This is a genomic window from Pseudomonas sp. Larv2_ips, from assembly GCF_963879675.1.
GTDB lineage: Bacteria > Pseudomonadota > Gammaproteobacteria > Pseudomonadales > Pseudomonadaceae > Aquipseudomonas.
The window spans coordinates 21,932-41,107 of sequence record NZ_CAWOAW010000013.1 but is presented as its reverse complement, the minus strand read 5'-3'; the positions used below and the strand labels follow the sequence as shown (position 1 = coordinate 41,107).

General features: G+C 61.2%; 19 protein-coding genes. 6 read left to right on the top strand and 13 right to left on the bottom strand.

Translation table 11 applies throughout. The features are described 5' to 3' along the window. Entirely contained in the window at nt 1-861 is an 861-nt protein-coding gene (locus AACV02_RS04600) for a MurR/RpiR family transcriptional regulator (RefSeq protein ID WP_119736703.1), read from the bottom strand. Nucleotides 862-887: 26 nt separating this feature from the next. Beyond that, nucleotides 888-2,237 (bottom strand): GntT/GntP/DsdX family permease, encoded by a 1,350-nt coding sequence (locus AACV02_RS04595; protein ID WP_242201127.1) that lies wholly within the window; start codon nt 2,235-2,237, stop codon nt 888-890. A 247-nt stretch (nt 2,238-2,484) separates the two neighbouring features. Here AACV02_RS04595 and AACV02_RS04590 point away from each other — a divergent pair, with 247 nt between their 5' ends. Beyond that, nucleotides 2,485-2,877 (top strand): lysozyme inhibitor LprI family protein, encoded by a 393-nt coding sequence (locus AACV02_RS04590; protein ID WP_106578196.1) that lies wholly within the window; start codon nt 2,485-2,487, stop codon nt 2,875-2,877. Between the two features lie 4 nt (nt 2,878-2,881). On the opposite strand, the gene AACV02_RS04585 is transcribed toward AACV02_RS04590, so the two are convergent. The 5 genes from AACV02_RS04585 to AACV02_RS04565 form a co-directional block, all read right to left on the bottom strand. Then, entirely contained in the window at nt 2,882-4,327 is a 1,446-nt protein-coding gene (locus AACV02_RS04585; RefSeq protein ID WP_119736701.1) for a SulP family inorganic anion transporter, read from the bottom strand. A 206-nt stretch (nt 4,328-4,533) separates the two neighbouring features. After that, the gene (locus AACV02_RS04580) at nt 4,534-5,427 is read right to left on the bottom strand and encodes an NAD-dependent epimerase/dehydratase family protein (protein ID WP_119736699.1); all 894 of its coding nucleotides are present in this window, start codon (nt 5,425-5,427) and stop codon (nt 4,534-4,536) included. A gap of 103 nt (nt 5,428-5,530) precedes the next feature. Beyond that, nucleotides 5,531-6,427 (bottom strand): LysR family transcriptional regulator, encoded by an 897-nt coding sequence (locus AACV02_RS04575; RefSeq protein ID WP_119736697.1) that lies wholly within the window; start codon nt 6,425-6,427, stop codon nt 5,531-5,533. 31 nt (nt 6,428-6,458) lie between these two features. Beyond that, the gene (locus AACV02_RS04570; protein ID WP_106578191.1) at nt 6,459-7,049 is read right to left on the bottom strand and encodes an NAD(P)H-dependent oxidoreductase; all 591 of its coding nucleotides are present in this window, start codon (nt 7,047-7,049) and stop codon (nt 6,459-6,461) included. 123 nt (nt 7,050-7,172) lie between these two features. Next, nucleotides 7,173-7,937 carry a sulfite exporter TauE/SafE family protein gene (locus AACV02_RS04565; RefSeq protein WP_119736695.1) on the bottom strand — a complete coding sequence of 255 codons (765 nt, stop codon included), beginning with the start codon at nt 7,935-7,937 and terminating at the stop codon, nt 7,173-7,175. 121 nt (nt 7,938-8,058) lie between these two features. Here AACV02_RS04565 and AACV02_RS04560 point away from each other — a divergent pair, with 121 nt between their 5' ends. Continuing rightward, nucleotides 8,059-8,949, top strand: coding sequence for a LysR substrate-binding domain-containing protein (locus tag AACV02_RS04560; RefSeq protein ID WP_106578189.1), 891 nt, complete (start codon nt 8,059-8,061; stop codon nt 8,947-8,949). On the opposite strand, the gene AACV02_RS04555 is transcribed toward AACV02_RS04560, so the two are convergent. After that, on the bottom strand, nt 8,895-10,301 hold the full coding sequence (locus AACV02_RS04555; RefSeq protein WP_119736693.1) for an amino acid permease: 1,407 nt from the start codon (nt 10,299-10,301) through the stop codon (nt 8,895-8,897). The two genes, AACV02_RS04560 and AACV02_RS04555, sit on opposite strands and share 55 nt — an antisense overlap. 163 nt (nt 10,302-10,464) lie before the next feature. Next, nucleotides 10,465-11,715 (bottom strand): kynureninase, encoded by a 1,251-nt coding sequence (gene kynU, locus AACV02_RS04550; RefSeq protein WP_119736691.1) that lies wholly within the window; start codon nt 11,713-11,715, stop codon nt 10,465-10,467. Between the two features lie 144 nt (nt 11,716-11,859). Between kynU and AACV02_RS04545 the strand changes: the two genes are divergently transcribed. Then, a complete protein-coding gene (locus tag AACV02_RS04545) occupies nt 11,860-12,333 on the top strand; it encodes an Lrp/AsnC family transcriptional regulator (RefSeq protein ID WP_003194103.1) in 474 nt (157 codons plus the stop codon). A 121-nt stretch (nt 12,334-12,454) separates the two neighbouring features. Here the strand turns inward: AACV02_RS04545 and catA are convergent, their stop codons facing one another. From catA to AACV02_RS04530, 3 genes are read right to left on the bottom strand one after another with little or no spacing between them, the layout of a single operon-like run. Next, nucleotides 12,455-13,384, bottom strand: a complete 930-nt coding sequence (catA, locus tag AACV02_RS04540; RefSeq protein WP_119736689.1) for a catechol 1,2-dioxygenase — start codon at nt 13,382-13,384, stop codon at nt 12,455-12,457. Nucleotides 13,385-13,425: 41 nt separating this feature from the next. Then, on the bottom strand, nt 13,426-13,716 hold the full coding sequence (gene catC / locus AACV02_RS04535) for a muconolactone Delta-isomerase (protein ID WP_119736687.1): 291 nt from the start codon (nt 13,714-13,716) through the stop codon (nt 13,426-13,428). Between the two features lie 12 nt (nt 13,717-13,728). Further along, complete coding sequence (locus AACV02_RS04530) at nt 13,729-14,856, bottom strand: muconate cycloisomerase family protein (protein WP_119736685.1); 1,128 nt, start codon at nt 14,854-14,856, stop codon at nt 13,729-13,731. A gap of 114 nt (nt 14,857-14,970) precedes the next feature. Between AACV02_RS04530 and AACV02_RS04525 the strand changes: the two genes are divergently transcribed. Continuing rightward, nucleotides 14,971-15,846, top strand: coding sequence for a LysR family transcriptional regulator (locus tag AACV02_RS04525; RefSeq protein WP_119736683.1), 876 nt, complete (start codon nt 14,971-14,973; stop codon nt 15,844-15,846). A 115-nt stretch (nt 15,847-15,961) separates the two neighbouring features. Here AACV02_RS04525 and AACV02_RS04520 read toward each other — a convergent pair whose 3' ends face one another. Beyond that, entirely contained in the window at nt 15,962-16,954 is a 993-nt protein-coding gene (locus AACV02_RS04520; protein WP_106578182.1) for an AraC family transcriptional regulator, read from the bottom strand. A 352-nt stretch (nt 16,955-17,306) separates the two neighbouring features. Between AACV02_RS04520 and antA the strand changes: the two genes are divergently transcribed. Further along, nucleotides 17,307-18,698 (top strand): anthranilate 1,2-dioxygenase large subunit, encoded by a 1,392-nt coding sequence (antA, locus tag AACV02_RS04515; RefSeq protein ID WP_119736681.1) that lies wholly within the window; start codon nt 17,307-17,309, stop codon nt 18,696-18,698. After that, a partial coding sequence (gene antB, locus AACV02_RS04510) for an anthranilate 1,2-dioxygenase small subunit (RefSeq protein WP_119736678.1) occupies nt 18,698-19,176 on the top strand: 479 nt, incomplete at its 3' end. The genes antA and antB, both read left to right, overlap by 1 nt.

Here is a 19,176-nt window from a genome sequence, read left to right as displayed (position 1 = left end):
TCAATCTCCAAGCGGCAGGCTATCGGGGCCGCCGCGATAATCGTCCAGGGCCAGCTTGATCCGACGCAGGCGTTCCTGGTTTTCGTCCGGCATGACCAGCGCCAGCTCAGTGGCGAGCAGGTCGATGGCCAACAGCATTCCGTAGCGCGCCGCGGTGGGCTTGTAGATAAAACTGGTTTCGGCCGGCTGCAGCGGCAACAACACATCCGCCAGCTGCGCCAGCGGTGAATCGGCCAGGGTGATGGCGACGATGGGCGCGTCGTAATTGCGCGCCAGCCTCACCACGTCCAACAACTCGGGCGTAAGGCCGGAGAGCGAGCACACGATCAGCGCCTGCTCAGGGCCCAAGGTCGCGGCGGTGACGCGCATCATCACCGGGTCGCGGCAAGCGGCAATTGGGTAACCCAGGCGCACCAGTCGTACTTGCAACTCTTCACTGCACAGGCTCGACGGGCCGCCCATGCCAAAGGCGTGAATCATCCGCGCCTTGCCCAACAGGCTGACGGCATCGACAAAACTCGCCTGGTTGAACCCCGACAGATGCTGACGCAAGGTCAGTTCGATATCGCCGAGAATCTGCCGATGGAACGCCGACTGCTCCGGCAACCCCGCCGGGTCCAGGAAGCGGCTGCCCACCCCGCTGGCCTGGGCCAGTTGCAAGCGTAAATCGCGCAAGTCGCGGCAGCCGACGCTGCGGGCAAATCGCGACAAGGTCGCCGTGCTGACTTCGGCGCGTTGGGACAACTCCTCCAGGCTGGCCGACGCGGCAAAGCCCACGTCATCGAGCATCAGCTTGGCGATACGGCCTTCGCCGGCACTGAAGGAATCCTGGCGGGCGCGGATCTGGTAGAGGATGTCCATCGGGGCTCCGGGTTACACAATAAGGCTCATAGAACCAGAGACAGGCCGTAAGTCAGACCGAACGCGACCACCGAGATCAACGTCTCCAGCACGGTCCAGGTCTTGAAAGTCTGGATCACCGTCATATTGAAGTATTCCTTGATCAGCCAGAAGCCGCCGTCGTTGACGTGGGAAAAGATCACCGAACCCGCGCCGGTGGCCAACACCAATAATTCAGGGTGTGGATAACCCAGCCCCATTGCCACGGGCGCGACCACACCGGAGGCGGTGGTCATGGCCACCGTGGCCGAACCGGTGGCGATGCGCATCAGCGCAGCAAACAACCAGCCCATCACCAGCGGCGACAGATGGAAGGCGTGGGCCAGGCCGAGAATTTCGTTGGTGACGCCCGCGTCCACCAAAATGCGGTTCAAGCCGCCGCCCGCGCCCACCAGCAAGGTGATGCTGGCGGTCGGTGCCAGGCATTCATTGGTGAACTTGAGGATCGCCTCGCGGTTGAAACCCTGGGCCAGGCCCAAGGTCCAGAAGCTCACCAAGGTCGCTACCAACAGCGCAATCACCGAGTTGCCGATAAACAGCAGGAATTGGTTAAAGCCAGTGCCGGGGGTGGAAATCACATTGGCCCAGCCGCCGATCATCATCAGCACCACCGGCAACAGGATGGTGCCCATGGTCAACGTAAAGCTCGGCAGACGGGTGCGCGGCTCGCGCTCGATAAACTGGCGTTCCAGTGGGTTCTGCGCCGGCAAGTGAATGCGCGGCACGATGAACTTCGCGTACAGCGGGCCGGCGATGATGGCCGTGGGAATACCGATCAAAATTGCGTACAGCACGGTCTGCCCAACCGAGGCGTTATACGCCAGCACCGCCATCATCGCCGCCGGGTGTGGCGGCACCAGCGCATGCACCACCGACAAACCGGCGACCATCGGCAAGCCGACCATCAGGATCGACACCCCAACGCGCCGCGCCACGGTAAAGGCGATCGGCACCAGCAACACAAAACCGACCTCGAAAAACAGCGGCAGCCCCACCAGGAACGCGATGCACACCATCGCCCAATGCGCATTGCGCTCGCCGAAGCGGTTGATCAGCGTGCGCGCCACCTGCTCGGCGCCGCCGGACTCGGCCATCATCTTGCCGAGCATGGTGCCCAGCGCCACCACCAGGGCAATGTGCCCCAGGGTTTTACCCACGCCCGCCTCGTACGAGCCCATGATCGTGTCTGCCGGCATGCCGGCCATCAGCGCCAGGCCGATGGACACCAAGGTGATGACGATAAACGGGTTGAGTCGGTAACGTGCGATCAGCACGATCAATGCAATGATGGCGATGGCAGCGTATGCCAACAGCCCCAAGCCCAGTGGTGCGGCCATGCGGTACTCCTTGGAAAGGGTCACGTCGAATTGGTTGTGAAACTCATAAATCATTCCTCGATTAAATTTTCAATTTTTATGAAAGTAATTTTCGCCCACGGATAAGTGCTGTCGCTTGGGGACATGCCCAGCGCCAGCCGATGAAAATCCGAGGGGTGTTCTTACATGAAGTTTTTGCCGCGCCGAAACTCAACCATCAGGGCCGAGTCTGAGAGGGCAGCCCTACCGTCGATCAGGAATCCCGACAATGAATCGCAAGACCCTGCTTGTTCCTTTCGCCGCCAGCGCGCTGTTGCTGGCGTTCTGCACCAGCGCCTCGGCCGCCGAGAATGCGGCGCTGAAAAAATGCATGGACAGCGCCAACACCACCGTCGACATGGTCAATTGCAACGTCAAGGAAACCAAGGTTCAGGACGATCGCCTGAACAAAGCCTATAAAACCGCCCTGGCCGCCCAGGAAGGCGACCGCAAGCAGAAGCTCCAGGACGTGCAGCGCCTGTGGCTCAAATACCGTGACGCCAATTGCGCCTTCGCCGGCAGTGCCACGGGCGGCACCATCGACCAGGTCAACGGCTCCGGCTGCGTGCTGGACATGACCCAGACGCGCGCGCAGGAGCTCGAAGACCTGGTCGGGCCGTGATCAGTTACTCATGATGAACGCGCGCACGCTTTAACAGCTTCTTGCAGCGCTCGGACAAATGCAGCACCCGCAGATGTTTGCCGGCCTTGCGGTAGCGTGCTCGCAAGGTCATCAGCGCGGCAATCGCCGAGTAGTCGACAACGCTCAGGTGACGACAATCCAGCGTCACCTGAGCCGGATCGTTGGCCGGGTCGAACTGGTTCAGAAACGGCGTGGTCGAGGCAAAGAACAACGTGCCATGCAGGCGGTACAGCTTGCTGCCGTCGGCTTCCAGATGTTCATCGGCATACAGCTCGCGCGCCTGTTGCCAGGCGAAGTTCAGCGCCGCAATCACAATGCCGCACAGCACGGCCGTGGCCAGGTCGGTAAACACCGTAATCACCGTCACCGCCAGAATCACCAGCACATCATTGACCGGCACTTTGTTGATCACCCGCAACGACGCCCAGGCAAAGGTCTGCTGCGACACCACAAACATCACGCCCACCAGCGCCGCCAGCGGAATCCGCTCGATCAGCGGCGACAGAAACAAAATGAACAACAGGATCATCACCCCGGCAAACACCCCGGAGAAACGCCCGCGCCCGCCGGAGCTCAAATTGATCACGGTTTGCCCGATCATCGCGCAACCGCCCATGCCGCCGAACAGGCCCGAGACCATATTCGCCGCGCCCAGGGCCACGCTTTCGCGGTCAGGGTAGCCACGGGTCTCGGTGATTTCGTCGGTGAGGTTCAAGGTCAGCAGGGTTTCCAGCAGGCCGACCATCGCCATCAGGAACGCATAGGGCGCGATGATGCCCAGGGTTTCCAGGGTCCAGGGGATTTGCGGCAGCGCGAAGGTCGGCAGGCCACCGGCGATGTGGGCCATATCGCCGAGGGTGCGCGTCGGCAAGCCGAGCAGGTACACCGCCAAACCGACGCCGAGGATCGCCACCAGCGCGGGCGGCACAGCGCGCGTCAGGCGCGGCAGCAAGTAGACAATCGCCATGGTCACCGCCACCAGGCCGATCATTACGTATAACGGCTCGCCGCTGAGCCAGCTTTCACCGCTTTTGAAATGCTCCAATTGCGCCAGCGCGATGATGATCGCCAGGCCGTTGACGAAACCGAGCATCACCGGGTGCGGCACCATGCGCACCAGCTTGCCCAGGCGCAACAGACCGAATGCGACCATGATCAGCCCGCCCAGCAACACCGTCGCCAGCAAATACTCCACGCCGTGCTGTACCACCAGCGCGACGATCACCACCGCCATCGACCCCGCGGCGCCCGAAACCATACCGGGGCGGCCACCGAATAACGCGGTGAGGGTGCAAATGATGAAGGCACCGTAGAGCCCCATCAGCGGGTTGAGGTGGGCGACCAGGGCGAAGGCGATGCATTCGGGCAGCAGCGCAAAGGACGTGGTGAGGCCGGCCAGGGCATCGGCGCGCAGACGGGTGAGGTTCATGAGTTACCAGGGCGTTGCGGGGGATAAGGCGGGGAATGGTACGGAATTGCAGGGAGTGGGGCCAGTAAAGCGTAACAACAAATGACCGAGGCGCCTTTATCGCAGGCAAGCCAGCTCCCACACTTGACCGCGTTCCAACAGTGGAATGCAGTCAAATGTGGGAGCGGGCTTGCTCGCGAAGGCAGCACCGCGGTGCTAAGCGAACATCACACCATTTCGTTGCGAATCCACTCCACCACCGACGTACGCTTCGGCGCCCAGCCCAGCAACTCACGGGCATGCTTGCCACGTACGCGGCTGTTGGAGCCCAGGCCATAGTTGGCCATTTCATAGCCCCACTCGGCTTCAGCCTCGGCCAACGGCCAATCCTGCGGCTTGCCCAGCTTCAGCGCTTCGGCGATGGCGGTGGTCATGTCGACAAACGCCGCTTCACCGCTTTCCACAAAGTAGAAGGTGCCCGGCACATTCTTCTCAAGCGCCAGCAGGTACAGCGCCACCACGTCTTCGATGTGCACGTTGGACCAGATGTTCTGCCCGGTGCCAACATGGCGCACCACGCCACTTTTGCGCGCCTGTTTGAGCAGTCGCGGCAACTGCACGCTGTCACGCTTCACGCCCAGGCTGTGGCCGTAAATCAGGGTGTTGCAGATCACCGCCGAATTCACGCCGTCTTTGGCCGCCGCCAGAATCAGGTTGTCGATGGCCACGCGTGCAGCCTTGTCGACGGTCGGCGCCGGCAGCGTGTTCTCAAAGTAGATGACATCACTGGCCTTACCGCCCGACGCATCGCCAACGATGCTCGAACCGCTGGTGTGCAGGAAGGGCTTGTTCGAACCTTTCAAGGCGGCCAGCAAGGTTTCCACGGCAGCGCGATGGTCGCTGCTGGCGGCGTTGATGACCGCATCGGCCTTCGAGGCCTGCTCGGTCAGCATGCCAGCGTCATCCAGGGTGCCAATCACGGGGGTGATGCCCAGGGCGGTCATTTCAGCGGCTTGCTCGGCGCTACGCACCAGGCCGGTAACGGTGTGGCCAGCCTTGACCAGGCCAGTGGCGATGGAGCCGCCGATAAAACCTGCTGCGCCGGTAACGAATACATTCATGGAGTGTGCTCCTGACTGGGTAAGTGATGCGTCCAGTATCGAGGACTCATCCCTGTCGAATAAGACCCTATTGCCCAATTCAATCTTGCGCACAGGTCACGAATCAGCAGGCATACCGCGCCAGCTTGGTCTGAATGAAGTCCAGAAAACACTGGATGCGCAACGCCAATTGCGAGTTGCGATAGAACACTGCGTGGATCGGTTGGCGATAACCACTGTTAAACGCCTCCAGCACCGGCACCAGCCGCCCGGCATTGATGTCTTCGACCGTCATGAAGTTCGACAGGCAGCAAATGCCCTGCCCTTCCAGCGCCAACTGGCGCAGGGTTTCGCCACTGGAGGCGGCGATGCTCGGCTGGATCAGCCAACGGTCGCCTTCCACATGGCGCAACGGCCAATGGTTAAGGGTTTCGGTCTGGGTGAAGCCCAGCAATGTATGGTCCCCCAACTCGGCCACCGTGGTCGGCGTGCCGAACTGCTTGAGGTAGTCGGGGCTGGCGAGGATATGCAGCGGCGTACAGCCCAACGAACGGGCATGCAGCGTGGAGTCGGCCAGGGCGCCGATACGGATGGCAATGTCGGTGCTCTGTTCCAGCAGGTCGATGATCAAGTCATCGCTGTTCAGCTCCAGCTGGATTTCCGGGTAGAGGCTGCGAAACTCGGCGATGTAAGGCACGATCCCGTGCAGCATGAAAGGCACGGCGGCGTTGATGCGCAGCCGCCCGGCCGGGTTTTTCTGGCGCGACGACAGGCGCTCTTCCAGGTCATCCATCTGCGCCAGGATCACCTTGGCCTGCTCGAAGAAGTACTTACCCTCTTCGGTCAGGTCCATGCGCCGCGTGGTGCGGTTGATCAGCGTGGTGTCGAGCTTGGCTTCCAGGCGCGACAGGGTGCGGCTGACCGCCGACGGCGTCTGCCCAACCTGCTCCGCCGCGGCGGAAATCGAACCGCACTCAATCACGCTGACGAAGATCTGTAACTCATCGGATCGGGCTTTCACAGGCTGTCCTTCTTGATCGGTGGGTGGCAGCTTACACCGACAGGTTAAACACCTGCGCCAGATGCTGCTCGTAGCGCGCCACGTCCGCCTCGATGGCCGGGCGTTTCATCACGTCCACGCACAGGAAGGTCGGCAGGCCGGTCATGCCGAGGAACTCGTTGGCTTTGTGGAACGGGAAGTACACCGCGTCCACGCCCTTGGCTTCGAAAAAATCGGTCGGGTCGTCGAAGGCTTGCTGCGGCGCGTTCCAGGTCAGCGACAACATGTACTGCTTGCCCTGGATCAGGCCGCCGCTGCCGTACTTTTGCGACGAGTCGGAACGGGTGCGGCCATCGCTGGCGTAGAGGCTGCCGTGGCCTTCAGTGAAGACTTCGTCGATGTACTTTTTGACGATCCACGGCGCGCCCATCCACCAGCCGGGCATCTGGTAAATGATCACATCGGCCCAGAGGAATTTGGCCACTTCTTCGGCCACGTCGTAGCCTTCGTCGATGTGGGTGACGTTGACGTCGATACCGCCGCGGTCCAGCACCGCCACGGCGGCTTCATGCAGGGTGGCGTTATAGCGGCCGTCGGAATGGGCGAATTTCTTGCCGCCGTTGAGCAGGAGTACTTTTTTCATGGGAGCGAATCCAAAGGGTTAGAAATGTCTGCCGGCAGGCTATCGACATTCAACCCTCGGAATAAGCAGCGGTGCGGCAAAATACATTTGATCAAAACGCACGAATAACGCCGTACTCTTGATTTAACCGCTGATCAGCAAATGGCCACCGAGCAGCGCCATGCCGAAAAAAAATACCCGCTTGAACAGCACCGCACTGATGCGCTGACGCAGTGCCTGGCCCAACCACATGCCCAACAGCGCAGGCACCAGCGCCAGTATGGAGGCATTCATTTCGCCGCCGCCGAGGGTGCCACGCCACGCCAGCCCCGCCGCCAGCGCCAACGTGGAAACGGTGAACGACAGCCCCAGCGCCTGTACCAATTGATCACGGTTCAAGCCCAAGGCTTGAAGATACGGCACCGCGGGAATCACGAACACGCCGGTGGCCGAGGTGATGATGCCGGTGATCAGCCCGCACAGAGGTCCCAGCCAGCGCTCGGTGTGAGGCTGCACCTTGAACGTGGGCAGGAACAACCCACTCAACGCATACACCAGCAGCGCGCCACCCAACGCGCGAACGACCCAATGGCCGCCGTCCATGCCCAGCCACAGCGTGCCGAGCCCGGTGCCGAGGAAAATCAGCAGCAGCATCGGCCACAGGCGTTTGAGCAACGCGCTCAAGTGGCCGCCGAATGCCAGTTGCCACAGGTTGGTGACCGTCGACGGAATAATCAGCAATGCCGCAGCCTGCGCCGGAAGCATAGCCAGGCCGAGCATGCCCATGGCCACGGTAGGCAGGCCCAGGCCAATCACGCCCTTGACGGTGCCGGCCAGCAGGAAAGTGCCGATGACCAATAGGGTCAGGGCGGGGCCGAGGTTTTGGTAGAACGCCAGGAAGGTAGTCATGCCAGGATTGTGGTGTATTTCGATGAGGTCGAAAATTCGCCATATACTGAGGCAGCCTCTTGTTTTGTGTGAGGCTGAGGGCCTCTTCGCGAGCAAGCCCAGTCACCGAAGAGCTTCAGCCATGCACTTTGACCTGATCGACCTGCGCCTCTACCTGCACATTCTCGACACCGGCAACATCACCGCCGGCGCGGCGCGCAGCCATTTATCCCTGGCTGCCGCCAGTGCGCGCATCCGTGCGATGGAAGCGTCGTTGGGCATCGAATTTCTTGAGCGCGGCCGCCGTGGCGTCACACCGACGCCAGCGGGCAAAGCGCTGGCCCGCCACGCGCGCTTGCTGCTGCAACAAGCCGAACACCTGCAACAAGACCTCGCCGAATACGCCAACGGCGTCAAAGGCCAGGTGCGCCTGCTGTGCAACACCACCGCCCTGAGTGAATACCTGCCCGAATTGCTTGCCGATTTTCTGCGCGAACACCCCAATCTCGATATCGACCTGCAAGAACTGCCGAGCCTGCGCATCACCCAAGCCTTGCGTCAGGGCACCGCGGATTTGGGCATCATTTCCGACGCAGTGGACACCCACGGCCTGCAAACCCTGCCCTTTCGCGACGACCCGCTGGTACTGATCATGCCCCTCGACCATCCGCTGACGACGGCGAGTTTCATCGACAGCCTGCAATACGACTACGTCGGCCTGGCCGCCAACAGCGCGCTGGCGGTGTATTTGGAGGAACAGGCGCTGCACGCCGGCTTTCGCCTGCAAACCCGTATCCGCGCCGATGGTTTTGATGGGTTGATTCGCATGGTCGCGGGCGGCGCAGGCCTGGGCATCGTGCCCCAAGCGGCACTGGAGCGCTGGCCGCTGCAGCGCCGCTTCAAAGCCCAACCGCTGCACGAAGAGTGGGCCCGCCGCACGCTGCTGTTATGCGCGCGCTCCTTCGAACAATTGCCCGGTTACGCCAAGGCTTTGTTCGATGCCCTCGCCCTGCCCTTGCGGAAAAACCCGTAATACACCGCCGACAGAATCAGCAGGAACGGCACGCCAAACACCAGCGTCATCTTGAACGCCTCGGTGAAATACGTGGTGATCATCACCGCGCCCATCAGCACCAGGCCCAGCAGCGTGCTGTAGGGAAACAGGCGCAGCTGAAACGACAGCTTCGCCCCGCCATGGCGCTTGCGGTAGCGGCGGAAAAACAGGTGCGTGAGGAAGATCATGAACCAGGTGAAGATCGCGCCAAACATCGAGATCGCCATCATCAGTGTGAACGAGCTTTGCGGGTATACCACGTTCAGCAAGGTCGCCAGGGCAATGCCGGAACTGGACAGCAGCAAGGCGTTCAGCGGAATGCCGCTCTTGCTCAAGGCGCCCATCGACCTGGGCGCAAAGCCTGCCCGCGACAAGCTGAACATCATGCGCGTGGTGATGTAGAGCTGGCTGTTCATCGCCGACAGCGCGGCGATCAGAATCACAAAATTCATCACCCCGGTGGCGCCGGGAATGCCGATGGTCTGCATCACCGTGACGAACGGGCTCTGGGTCTGACCGGCCTGGTTCCACGGCACGATGGCCAGCATCAGCGCCAGGGTCAGCAGGTAGAACACCACCAGCCGCACGATGGTCGCGCGAAAGGCTTTCTTCACTGCCTGTTCCGGGTCGGCGGCTTCACCGGCGGCCACCGCGATCATCTCCACGCTCAGGTAACTGAAGATCGACACGATCACCGCGATCCACATGCCGCTCAAGCCATGCGGGAAAAAGCCGTCGTGGGCGGTGTAGTTCTGCACGCCGTACTGCGGGTTGCCGGAGCCGAACACCACGTACACCGCCAGGATGATGAAGCCGACGATGGCGCTGATCTTGATCGTCGAGAACCAGTATTCGAAATTGCCGAAGGTCTTCACGCTGATGGCATTGAGCAGGATCAGCACACTGGAAAACGACACGATCCACACCCACTCCGGCACATTGGCGAACCAGTACTTCATGTACATCGCCACCGCCGTGACCTCGGCGCCCACCGCCAGCACAATCGCGGCCCAGTAGGCGTACCGCACCAAAAAACCGGCCAGCGGGCTGATATAAAACTCAGCGTACGCGCCGAATGAGCCCGAGGTGGAATGCGCCACCGTCATTTCCGCCAGGCAGCCCATCAACAGCAAGGTGATCAGCGCGCCGATGGCGTAGCTCACCAGCACGCTGGGCCCGGCATAGCCGATCGCATAGGCGCTGCCCATGAACAGCCCGGTGCCGATGGCGCCACCGATGGCGATCATGCTCATCTGGCCGGAAGTGAGCTGGCGCCGCAGGCCCAGTTCGCGGTGGGTGATCTCTGCAAAACCGTTGTCGGGTGTGGTCACGTGGTGTGCCCCTTTATTATTGTGATTGCACAGTTTGGATATAGACGCAGATCCACTGTGGGAGCGGGCTTGCTCGCGAATGCGCAGTGCCAGTCACTACACGTGCTGGCTGATCCACCGCCTTCGCGAGCAAGCCCGCTCCCACATTCTTAATCGGCGTGAATCAGGTGACGCTGTTGCGGACCTTGAACTGCGGCTGGTCCCAGGTGCCGGTGTCGAGAATGTCGCCGAGTATCTCCACGGCATCCCATACCTCGGTGAAGCTTGTGTACAACGGCGTAAAACCAAAACGCATGATGCGCGGCTCGCGGTAATCACCAATCACCCCTCGGGCGATCAGCGCCTGGATCACCGCGTAACCTTCAGGGTGCTCGAAGCTCACATGGCTGCCGCGCCTGGCGTGCTCGCGCGGGGTAATCAACACCAGGCCGTGGGCGGCGCAGCGGGCTTCGACCAGCGCGATAAACAGGTCAGTCAACGCCAGGGATTTAGTCCTCAGGCTGGCCATGTCGGTCTGGGCAAAAATCTCCAGGCCGCATTCGACCATGGCCAGCGAAGTGATCGGCTGCGTGCCGCACAGATAGCGCGCAATGCCGGCGCTCGGCGCGTATTGAGCTTCCATCGCAAACTGCCGGGTATGCCCGAACCAGCCCGACAACGGCTGGCGCACCACGTCCACCAGCAGCGGATTGACCCACACAAACGCCTGGGAACCCGGCCCGCCATTGAGGTATTTGTAGGTGCAGCCAATCGCATAATCGGCCCGCGCCTTGTGCAGGTCGATGGGCACCGCGCCCGCCGAATGCGCCAGGTCCCAAATGCTCAGCGCGCCACATTCGTGGCTCAAGGCGGTGAGCGCCTGCATGTCGTACATGTAGCCGGTTTTGTAGTTGACGTGGGTGAGCATCACCACCGCCACGTCCTGGTCGATAGCCTGCGGCAGTTCATCGGGGCTGTTCACCAGTCGCAACGAATAACCCTGCTGCAGCAACTCGGCCAGGCCTTCGGCAATGTACAGGTCGGTGGGAAAGTTGCTCGCCTCGCTGACGATCACCTTACGGCCCGGCTGGCGTTGGCGCTGCACGCTCAACGCGGCGCTGAGGACCTTGAACAGGTTGATGGAGGTGGTATCGGTGATCACCACTTCGCCGTCGCGCGCGCCAATCAAGGGCGCCAGGCGGTTGCCCAGGCGCTGGGACAGATCTGCCCAGCCGGCGCTGTTCCAGCTGCGAATCAAGCCATTGCCCCACTCTTGGGCGATCACCTGCTGCGCCCGCTCCAACGCCGCCACCGGGCGCGCACCGAGGGAGTTGCCGTCGAGGTAGATCACGCCTTCAGGCAAGGCGAACTGACGACGCAGTGGCGCCAACGGGTCCTGAGCGTCGAGGGCTTGGCAATGGCTTCGGGTGGTCATGGGCTGTCCTGGTTTTTATAAGTGAAGATGCAGCAAATAATGAACGAAGCTTTAGAGAATTTTCGTGCAAAGTGGTGGGTAACAGGCTAATTAAGCTGTAGGAAATTCGAATTTAACCCCAAAACACGCGGATTTATTCTAAGCATGATTCTCGACGCCACCGACCTGCGCCTCCTGCATTTTCTGCAACAGGATGGCCGCATCAGCAACCAGGAACTGGCCGAAAAAGTCGCCCTGTCGCCCTCCGCCTGCCTGCGCCGTTTGCGCCTGCTGGAGAGCGAGGGAATCATCAGCGGCTACCGCGCGGTGCTGAATGCCGAGCAGCTGGGAATCGAGCTGGAAGCCATCGTGCACCTGTCCTTGCGCCAGGACGTGGAGGATTGGCACGAGACGTTCATCAAAAAGGTGCAAGGCTGGCCGGAGGTGGCCAGCGCGTACGTGATTACCGGCGCGAGCAATTATGTGCTGCGGGTGCAGGCGCGAAATTTAAAGCACTTTTCGGACTTTATCGTGAACCACCTGAACCGCACGGCGGGGGTGATGGATATTCGCTCGGAGATTGTGTTGCAGAAGATCAAGGATCGGGATGAGGTGTTGGACTTGGTCCTGCGCAAATAGCCGCAACGCCTCCATTCAAATGTGGGAGCTGGCTTGCCTGCGATGCAAACACCTCGGTGCAACAGTTACACCGAGTTGATGCCATCGCAGGCAAGCCAGCTCCCACATTTTTTAACCGTGTTTAGTCTTCGAGGGCGCGCACGCGTTGCATGCGTTTTTGCTCTACCGGCGCATCAGCCCGTTGCAGCTCAAAGTCAAAATCAATCTGCGCAAAGCGCCCTTCCACCCCAAACTCCCGTGCCAGTTGTTGATCGTCACTGAAGCGAATCTCAGCAATCAATTCATCGCGTGTCGCATAGGCAAAGTCATCGTGCAGGTACGGGTCGTCCGACAGGTTGATCTGCGTGGTCAAATGCCGATGCCCCGGCGCCGAGATAAAGAAGTGAATATGCGCCGGCCGTTGCCCATGGCGACCCAGTTGGTCAAGCAGCTGTTGAGTCGGCCCGGTCGGCGGGCAGCCGTAGCCGGATGGCACGATGCTGCGAAAACGGTAGTTGCCCTGGGCATCGGTCTCGATGCGCCGGCGCAGGTTGAACTCCGACTGCGTCGGGTCAAACCACGAATAGGTGCCACCGGTATTGGCCTGCCACACATCCACAATGGCACCCGCCAATGGCTTGCCGTCGGTGCCGCGCACTTGCCCGCGCATAAACAGCGGCACCGCGTCGTCCTTGCCATCGTCCAGCCGCGCCTCGTATTGGCTCAGCGGCGCCCCGGCCACATACAGCGGGCCTTCGATGGTGCGCGGCGTGCCGCCGGATTTGCCGGCTTCTTCGTCGGCGGCGTCCATCAGCAAATCCAGGTAATGCTCCAGGCCCAAGCCGGCAGCGAGTAAGCCGGCCTCCTGATGTTTGCCCAGCTCGTTGAGGTAGTTGACCGCCTTCCAGAACTCTTGCGGGGTCACTTCCAGGTCTTCGATGATGTTCACCGTGTCGCGCAGGATCCGGTAAATCAGCGCCTTGGCGCGCGGGTTGCCAGCGTCATTGTGGTTGCCGCTGGCTTCTTCGAGAAACGCTTGGGCGTGGGCAGTCTGGGAAAGTCGGATGGACATGGTGCAATCCTCATCTTGTCATTATTGGGTGCAAAACAGGCTCAGCGGTCGTCCTCATGGATCGACGAAGGGTGGCGGCACAAGGCATTCACTTCGATGGCCATGTAAGGAAAAAGCGGCAGCTGCATCAGCAGGTCGTGCAGCTCTTGCACACTGCCGACGTCGAACACGCTGTAGTTGGCGTAATGCCCGGCGATGCGCCACAGGTGGCGCCATTTGCCCTCTTGCTGCAGGCGCTGCGCCAGGGCTTTTTCTTCGGCTTTCAGGCCAGCCGCGCGCTCAGAGTTCATGTCCAGGGGCAGGTTCACGGTCATTTTTACGTGGAACAACATGGCAGGCGCCTCTTAGTGGTTGTCACGACGGAAGAACGCCAGACGCTCTTCATCGATAGCCAGGCCAAGGCCCGGTGCAGTGGAAACATGCAGCGCAAAATCGCGGTACACCGGCGGCTCGGTGAGGATGTCTTCGGTGAGCAGCAGCGGGCCGAACAGTTCGGTGTCCCACGCCAGTTTGTTCAAGGTCAGGAAGGCATGCGCCGAGGCCAGGGTACCGATGCCGCCTTCAAGCATGGTGCCGCCGTACAGGCCAATACCGGCGGCTTCGGCGATGGCGGCGGTGCGCAACACGGCGCGCGGGCCGCCGTTCTTGGCGATCTTCAGCGCGAACACCGAGGCTGCGCCTTCGCGGGCCAGGTTGAAGGCATCCTCGACGCACTCGATGGACTCGTCGGCCATGATCGGCACCGGGCTCGATAGATTCAGCCGAGCCATGCCGCTGCGGTTGTTGCGCGAAATCGGTTGTTCGATCAGGTCGATGCCGTTGTCGCCGAGCACCTTGCACGCACGCAAAGCCACGGCTTCGTCCCACGCCTGGTTGACGTCAACGCGCACACTGGCGCGCTCGCCCAGGGCTTTTTTGATCGCGATCACGTGGGCCAGGTCGCGGCCAACCTCACCGGCGCCGATCTTCAATTTGAAGATGCGGTGACGGCGCAGGTCGAGCATCTTTTCCGCTTCGGCAATGTCTTGTTTGGTGTTGCCGCTGGCCAGGGTCCAGGCCACCGGCAAGGCATCCCGCACCCGCCCACCGAGCAGCTCGCTGACGGGCAAGTCAAGCCGTTTGCCCAGCGCATCGAGCAACGCGCTTTCGATGCCGGACTTGGCAAAGGTGTTGCCACGAATGCTGCGCTCCAGGCGCAACATCGCCGCATTGATATTGCTCGCGTCCTGGCCAATCAACAGCGGCGCGAAATGGCGGTCGATGTTGACCTTGATGCTGTCAGGGCTTTCGTTGCCGTAGCTCAGGCCGCCGATGGTGGTGGCCTCACCGATGCCCTCGATGCCGTCGGCGCAGCGCAGGCGGATGATCACCAGCGTCTGGTTTTGCATCGTGTGCATGGCCAGCTTGTGCGGGCGCAGGGTGGGGAGGTCGACGATGACCGTTTCAATCGACTCGATGGCGCAAATCGGCATGGCTATACCCGTGGGGTTCTTTATAGGTTTGAGCCGATTCTGTGCCCTATTTTTTGTGGCTTCCAATATAGAATGGGTCTCGCACAATACCCTCAAGGTATGAAAGGAGCCGCCATGGAACTGCGTCATCTGCGCTATTTCCAGGTGCTGGGTGAAACGCTGAACTTCACCCGCGCCGCCGAACGCCTGCACATCGCCCAGCCGCCGCTGAGTCGGCAGATCCAGCAATTGGAAGACGAACTGGGGGTAATTCTGCTCGAGCGTGGTCGACCGCTGCGGCTGACCGCAGCCGGGCGGTTTTTCTATGAACACGCCAATGTGCTGCTCGAGCAACTGGGCAAGGTGTGTGACACCACGCGCCGCATTGGCCAGGGCGAAAAGACCTGGCTGGGCATCGGCTTTGCGCCGTCGACCTTGTACGGCGTGCTGCCTGAGTTGATTCGGCGGCTGCGCAACCACGCGGTGCTGGAGCTGGAATTGGGCTTGTCGGAGATGACCACGTTGCAGCAGGTCGAAGCGCTGAAAGCCGGCCGCATTGACGTGGGCTTCGGGCGCATTCGCATCGACGACCCGGCCATCGTCCAGCGTGTGCTGGTGGAGGATCGACTGGTCGCCGTACTGCCCGCCGGCCACCCGCTGCTGGGTGCGCCCGCGACCCTCGCCCAATTGGCCGCCGAGCCATTTGTGCTTTACCCCGGCAACCCGCGCCCCAGCTATGCCGATCATGTGATCGCACTGTTCGATGCCCACGGCCTGAGCCTCAAGGTGGCGCAGTGGACCAACGAATTGCAGACCGCCATCGGCCTGGTCGGTGCCGGCATGGGCGTGACGCTGGTGCCGGCCTCGGTGCAGGTGCTGCACCGCGCGGATATCGGCTACACGCCGATTGTGGAAACCACCGCGACCTCGCCGATCATTCTCAGCCGGCGGGTGAATGACCAGTCGCCGGGGCTCAGTCATTGTTTGCAACTGGTAGAAGAACTGATCTGAGAGCGCCCGCACACCACAAATCCCCTGTGGGAGCTGGCTTGCCTGCGATGGCGGTGGAACATTCACCACCGCTATCGCAGGCAAGCCAGCTCCCACATTCTGATCTTCATCAGGTTTACAGACTGCGCAGGCGCTTGCGCTGCAGGGTCTGGCTAGGCGATTCATCAAACAGCTTGCGGTACTCCGCCGAAAACCGCCCTAAATGGGTAAAGCCCCAACCCAGGGCAATCTCGGAAATGGTCCGAGTAGAGCCCTGCTCAAGGATTTCCTGGCGCACCGCGCCCAGCCGGTACTTCTTCAAGTACGCCATGGGCGACAGCGCAAAGTACTTGCGAAATGCATCAAACAGCTTGAACCGCGACACGCCCGCAGCCGCTTCCAGGTCTTCCAGATGCACCGCTTCGCGGGCGTTGTCGTGGATGTACTGCCGGGCACGAATCAGGTAATGCGGCAGCTTCACGCCCAGCACGTCGCGCAGCTCTTCTGAATAGTTATTCGGCTGGGCAAGGATCAAGCCTTTGATCAACGAGCTTTCCAAGTCACGCGTAAAGGCCGCCTGCTCATACAACTCGCTGCTGCGCTCAAGCTCGGCAATGAAATACCGGGCCATGCGCCACCACGACGCTGAAGCCCCCTCCACCGCGTCCATCACCGACTCAAAGCGCAGCGGCGCCTCAATCGGCCGTTGCAGCAAGCCTTCCAGGGATTCACTCATCGCCGCGCGGGTGATCACCACCTGCAACTTGCGGCAATCACCGGAGATCGCCAGCACCTGATGCTCGTTGGGCGACAGGATCACGCCCTGGTCGCGATTGGAACTCAGCCGCTCGCCGTTCTTGCTCAATTCCTGCTCGCCCACCAATGGCAGGCTCAGGCTGTAGCTGCTGAAGTGCTCGGCGTCTTCGATGCCGATGGTCACGTCCGTGCCGTACTCGATCACGCCCAAGGTGGTAGCGCGGGACTTGAACACATTGGCGCTGTGGTGAAAGCGCAGGCGCTCGGGCGTCGACGTCGCCAGGCGGTGCGGCCCACAAATGCCGGACATCCAGCTGCAGGCGCCTTCGAGGTCGAAGCGTTGAATATGGATTTCGCGTGTATGGCTACTCATCAGGGTGCACCCACGGCGGTTAGGCGGTTGCGCGCTCTGGCGGCGCGTCGTTGACAATCGACAGCAAGTTCTACGCCACGCGCGTCGTAATGCAACGGGGTGGATAGCAACGATCGACTATGTGGATAAGCCGCAGGTTTTTGCGACTTTCCCTTGGTATGACAGTAGCGCATCGCGTCACCTCGCTGCACCGAACTGGGTATTTGCTGCCCAATGACGCGCGCCAACTATATGGCCCAACTATGCGGCTCAACTATGCGGCCCATCTCTGCCCATTAAGCGGATAGCCCGCACCCTGCCGCGCTGCCTCTAATGAACCACCGATTAGCCCCTATCAAAAAAGGTGCCTCCCATGAGTGGTGCAAAAAGCGTCGAGCAGTGGAAAACGTTTATCGAAAGCTGCCTGGATTTTCGCCCGGCGGACGCCGTGTTCCGCATCGCCCGGGACATGTTCACCGAGCCGGAACTGTTCGACCTGGAGATGGAACTGATCTTCGAAAAAAACTGGATCTACGCCTGCCACGAAAGCGAGCTGGCCCATAACCACGACTTCGTGACGATGCGCGCCGGGCGCCAGCCGATGATCATCACCCGCGATGGCGAGGGCCAACTGAATGCGCTGATCAACGCCTGCCAGCACCGCGGCACCACGCTGACGCGCGTCGGCAAAGGCAACCAATCCACCTTTACTTGCCCGTTCCATGCCTGGTGCTACAAGAGCGATGGCCGGCTGGTGAAGGTCAAGGCGCCGGGGGAATACCCGGAAGGCTTCGACAAGGCCACGCGCGGCCTGAAGAAAGCCCGCATCGAAAGCTACAAGGGCTTTGTGTTTATCAGCCTGGACGTGAATGGCAGCGACAGCCTGGAGGACTTCCTCGGCGACGCCAAAGTGTTCTTCGACATGATGGTCGCGCAGTCCGCCACCGGTGAGCTGGAAGTGCTGCCGGGCAAATCCGCCTACACCTACGACGGCAACTGGAAACTGCAGAACGAAAACGGCCTGGACGGTTATCACGTCAGCACCGTGCACTACAACTATGTGGCCACGGTGCAGCATCGCCAGCAGGTGAACACCGAAAACGGCAGCGGCTCTGCCAGCACGCTGGACTACAGCAAACTCGGCGCCGGCGACGCCAACACCGACGACGGTTGGTTCGCCTTCAACAATGGCCACAGCCTGTTGTTCAGCGACATGCCCAACCCAAGTGTGCGCTCCGGCTACGCCACCATCATGCCGCGCCTGGTAAAAGAACACGGCCAGCAAAAGGCCGAGTGGATGATGCACCGCCTGCGCAACCTGAACATCTACCCGAGCCTGTTCTTCCTCGACCAGATCAGCTCGCAGCTGCGCATTATTCGCCCGGTGGCGTGGAACAAGACCGAAATCATCAGCCAGTGCCTGGGGGTGAAAAACGAGTCCGACGCCGACCGCGAAAACCGCATCCGCCAGTTCGAGGATTTCTTCAACGTGTCGGGCATGGGCACACCCGATGACCTGGTGGAATTTCGCGAAGCCCAGCGCGGTTTCCAGGGCCGCCTGGAACGCTGGAGCGATATCTCACGCGGCAGCCATCGCTGGGAGACCGGGCCTACGCCGAACAGCGAAGCCATCGGCATCCAACCGGCGATGACCGGCACCGAGTTCACCCACGAAGGCCTGTACGTCAACCAGCACCGCAACTGGCAGTACTTCCTGCTCAACGGCCTGGACCAACACGCGCTGAAGCTGCGGGAGGTGAAGTGATGAATGCGCAACTGCAGTACCAGATCGAGCAGTTTTTCTACCGTAAATCCGAGCTGTGCGACGCCCAGGACTGGGACGCGTATGTGCAGTTGTTCGACCCGCAGAGTGAGTTTCACCTGCCGCAATGGGACTCGGAACACATCTACACCCGCGACCCCAAGCGCGAGATGTCGTTGATCTATTACGCCAACCGTTCGGGCCTGGAAGACCGCGTGTTCCGCCTGCGCACCGGCAAGGCGGCGTCGGCCACGCCAATGCCGCGCACCTTGCACCTGATCAATAACGTGCGGATTGCCGAGCAACCCGGCGGGCTGTTGGAAGTGAAGTTGAACTGGCACACGCTGTTCTATCGGCTGGCCATGTCGGAGCAGTTCTATGGCAGCGCCACCTACAGCCTGAAAGCCCACGGCGACAGCTGGCTGATCACCCGCAAGCACGCCCTGCTGCTCAACGACACCATCAATTCGGTGCTGGATTT

Bases quoted from the DNA above. Each gene is read 5' to 3' on its own strand.
- AACV02_RS04600 (WP_119736703.1), bottom strand. From the start codon at position 861: ATGGACATCCTCTACCAGATCCGCGCCCGCCAGGATTCCTTCAGTGCC.
- AACV02_RS04595 (WP_242201127.1), bottom strand. From the start codon at position 2,237: ATGGCCGCACCACTGGGCTTGGGGCTGTTGGCATACGCTGCCATCGCC.
- AACV02_RS04590 (WP_106578196.1), top strand. From the start codon at position 2,485: ATGAATCGCAAGACCCTGCTTGTTCCTTTCGCCGCCAGCGCGCTGTTG.
- AACV02_RS04585 (WP_119736701.1), bottom strand. From the start codon at position 4,327: ATGAACCTCACCCGTCTGCGCGCCGATGCCCTGGCCGGCCTCACCACG.
- AACV02_RS04580 (WP_119736699.1), bottom strand. From the start codon at position 5,427: ATGAATGTATTCGTTACCGGCGCAGCAGGTTTTATCGGCGGCTCCATC.
- AACV02_RS04570 (WP_106578191.1), bottom strand. From the start codon at position 7,049: ATGAAAAAAGTACTCCTGCTCAACGGCGGCAAGAAATTCGCCCATTCC.
- AACV02_RS04565 (WP_119736695.1), bottom strand. From the start codon at position 7,937: ATGACTACCTTCCTGGCGTTCTACCAAAACCTCGGCCCCGCCCTGACC.
- AACV02_RS04560 (WP_106578189.1), top strand. From the start codon at position 8,059: ATGCACTTTGACCTGATCGACCTGCGCCTCTACCTGCACATTCTCGAC.
- kynU (WP_119736691.1), bottom strand. From the start codon at position 11,715: ATGACCACCCGAAGCCATTGCCAAGCCCTCGACGCTCAGGACCCGTTG.
- AACV02_RS04545 (WP_003194103.1), top strand. From the start codon at position 11,860: ATGATTCTCGACGCCACCGACCTGCGCCTCCTGCATTTTCTGCAACAG.
- catA (WP_119736689.1), bottom strand. From the start codon at position 13,384: ATGTCCATCCGACTTTCCCAGACTGCCCACGCCCAAGCGTTTCTCGAA.
- catC (WP_119736687.1), bottom strand. From the start codon at position 13,716: ATGTTGTTCCACGTAAAAATGACCGTGAACCTGCCCCTGGACATGAAC.
- AACV02_RS04530 (WP_119736685.1), bottom strand. From the start codon at position 14,856: ATGCCGATTTGCGCCATCGAGTCGATTGAAACGGTCATCGTCGACCTC.
- AACV02_RS04525 (WP_119736683.1), top strand. From the start codon at position 14,971: ATGGAACTGCGTCATCTGCGCTATTTCCAGGTGCTGGGTGAAACGCTG.
- AACV02_RS04520 (WP_106578182.1), bottom strand. From the start codon at position 16,954: ATGAGTAGCCATACACGCGAAATCCATATTCAACGCTTCGACCTCGAA.
- antA (WP_119736681.1), top strand. From the start codon at position 17,307: ATGAGTGGTGCAAAAAGCGTCGAGCAGTGGAAAACGTTTATCGAAAGC.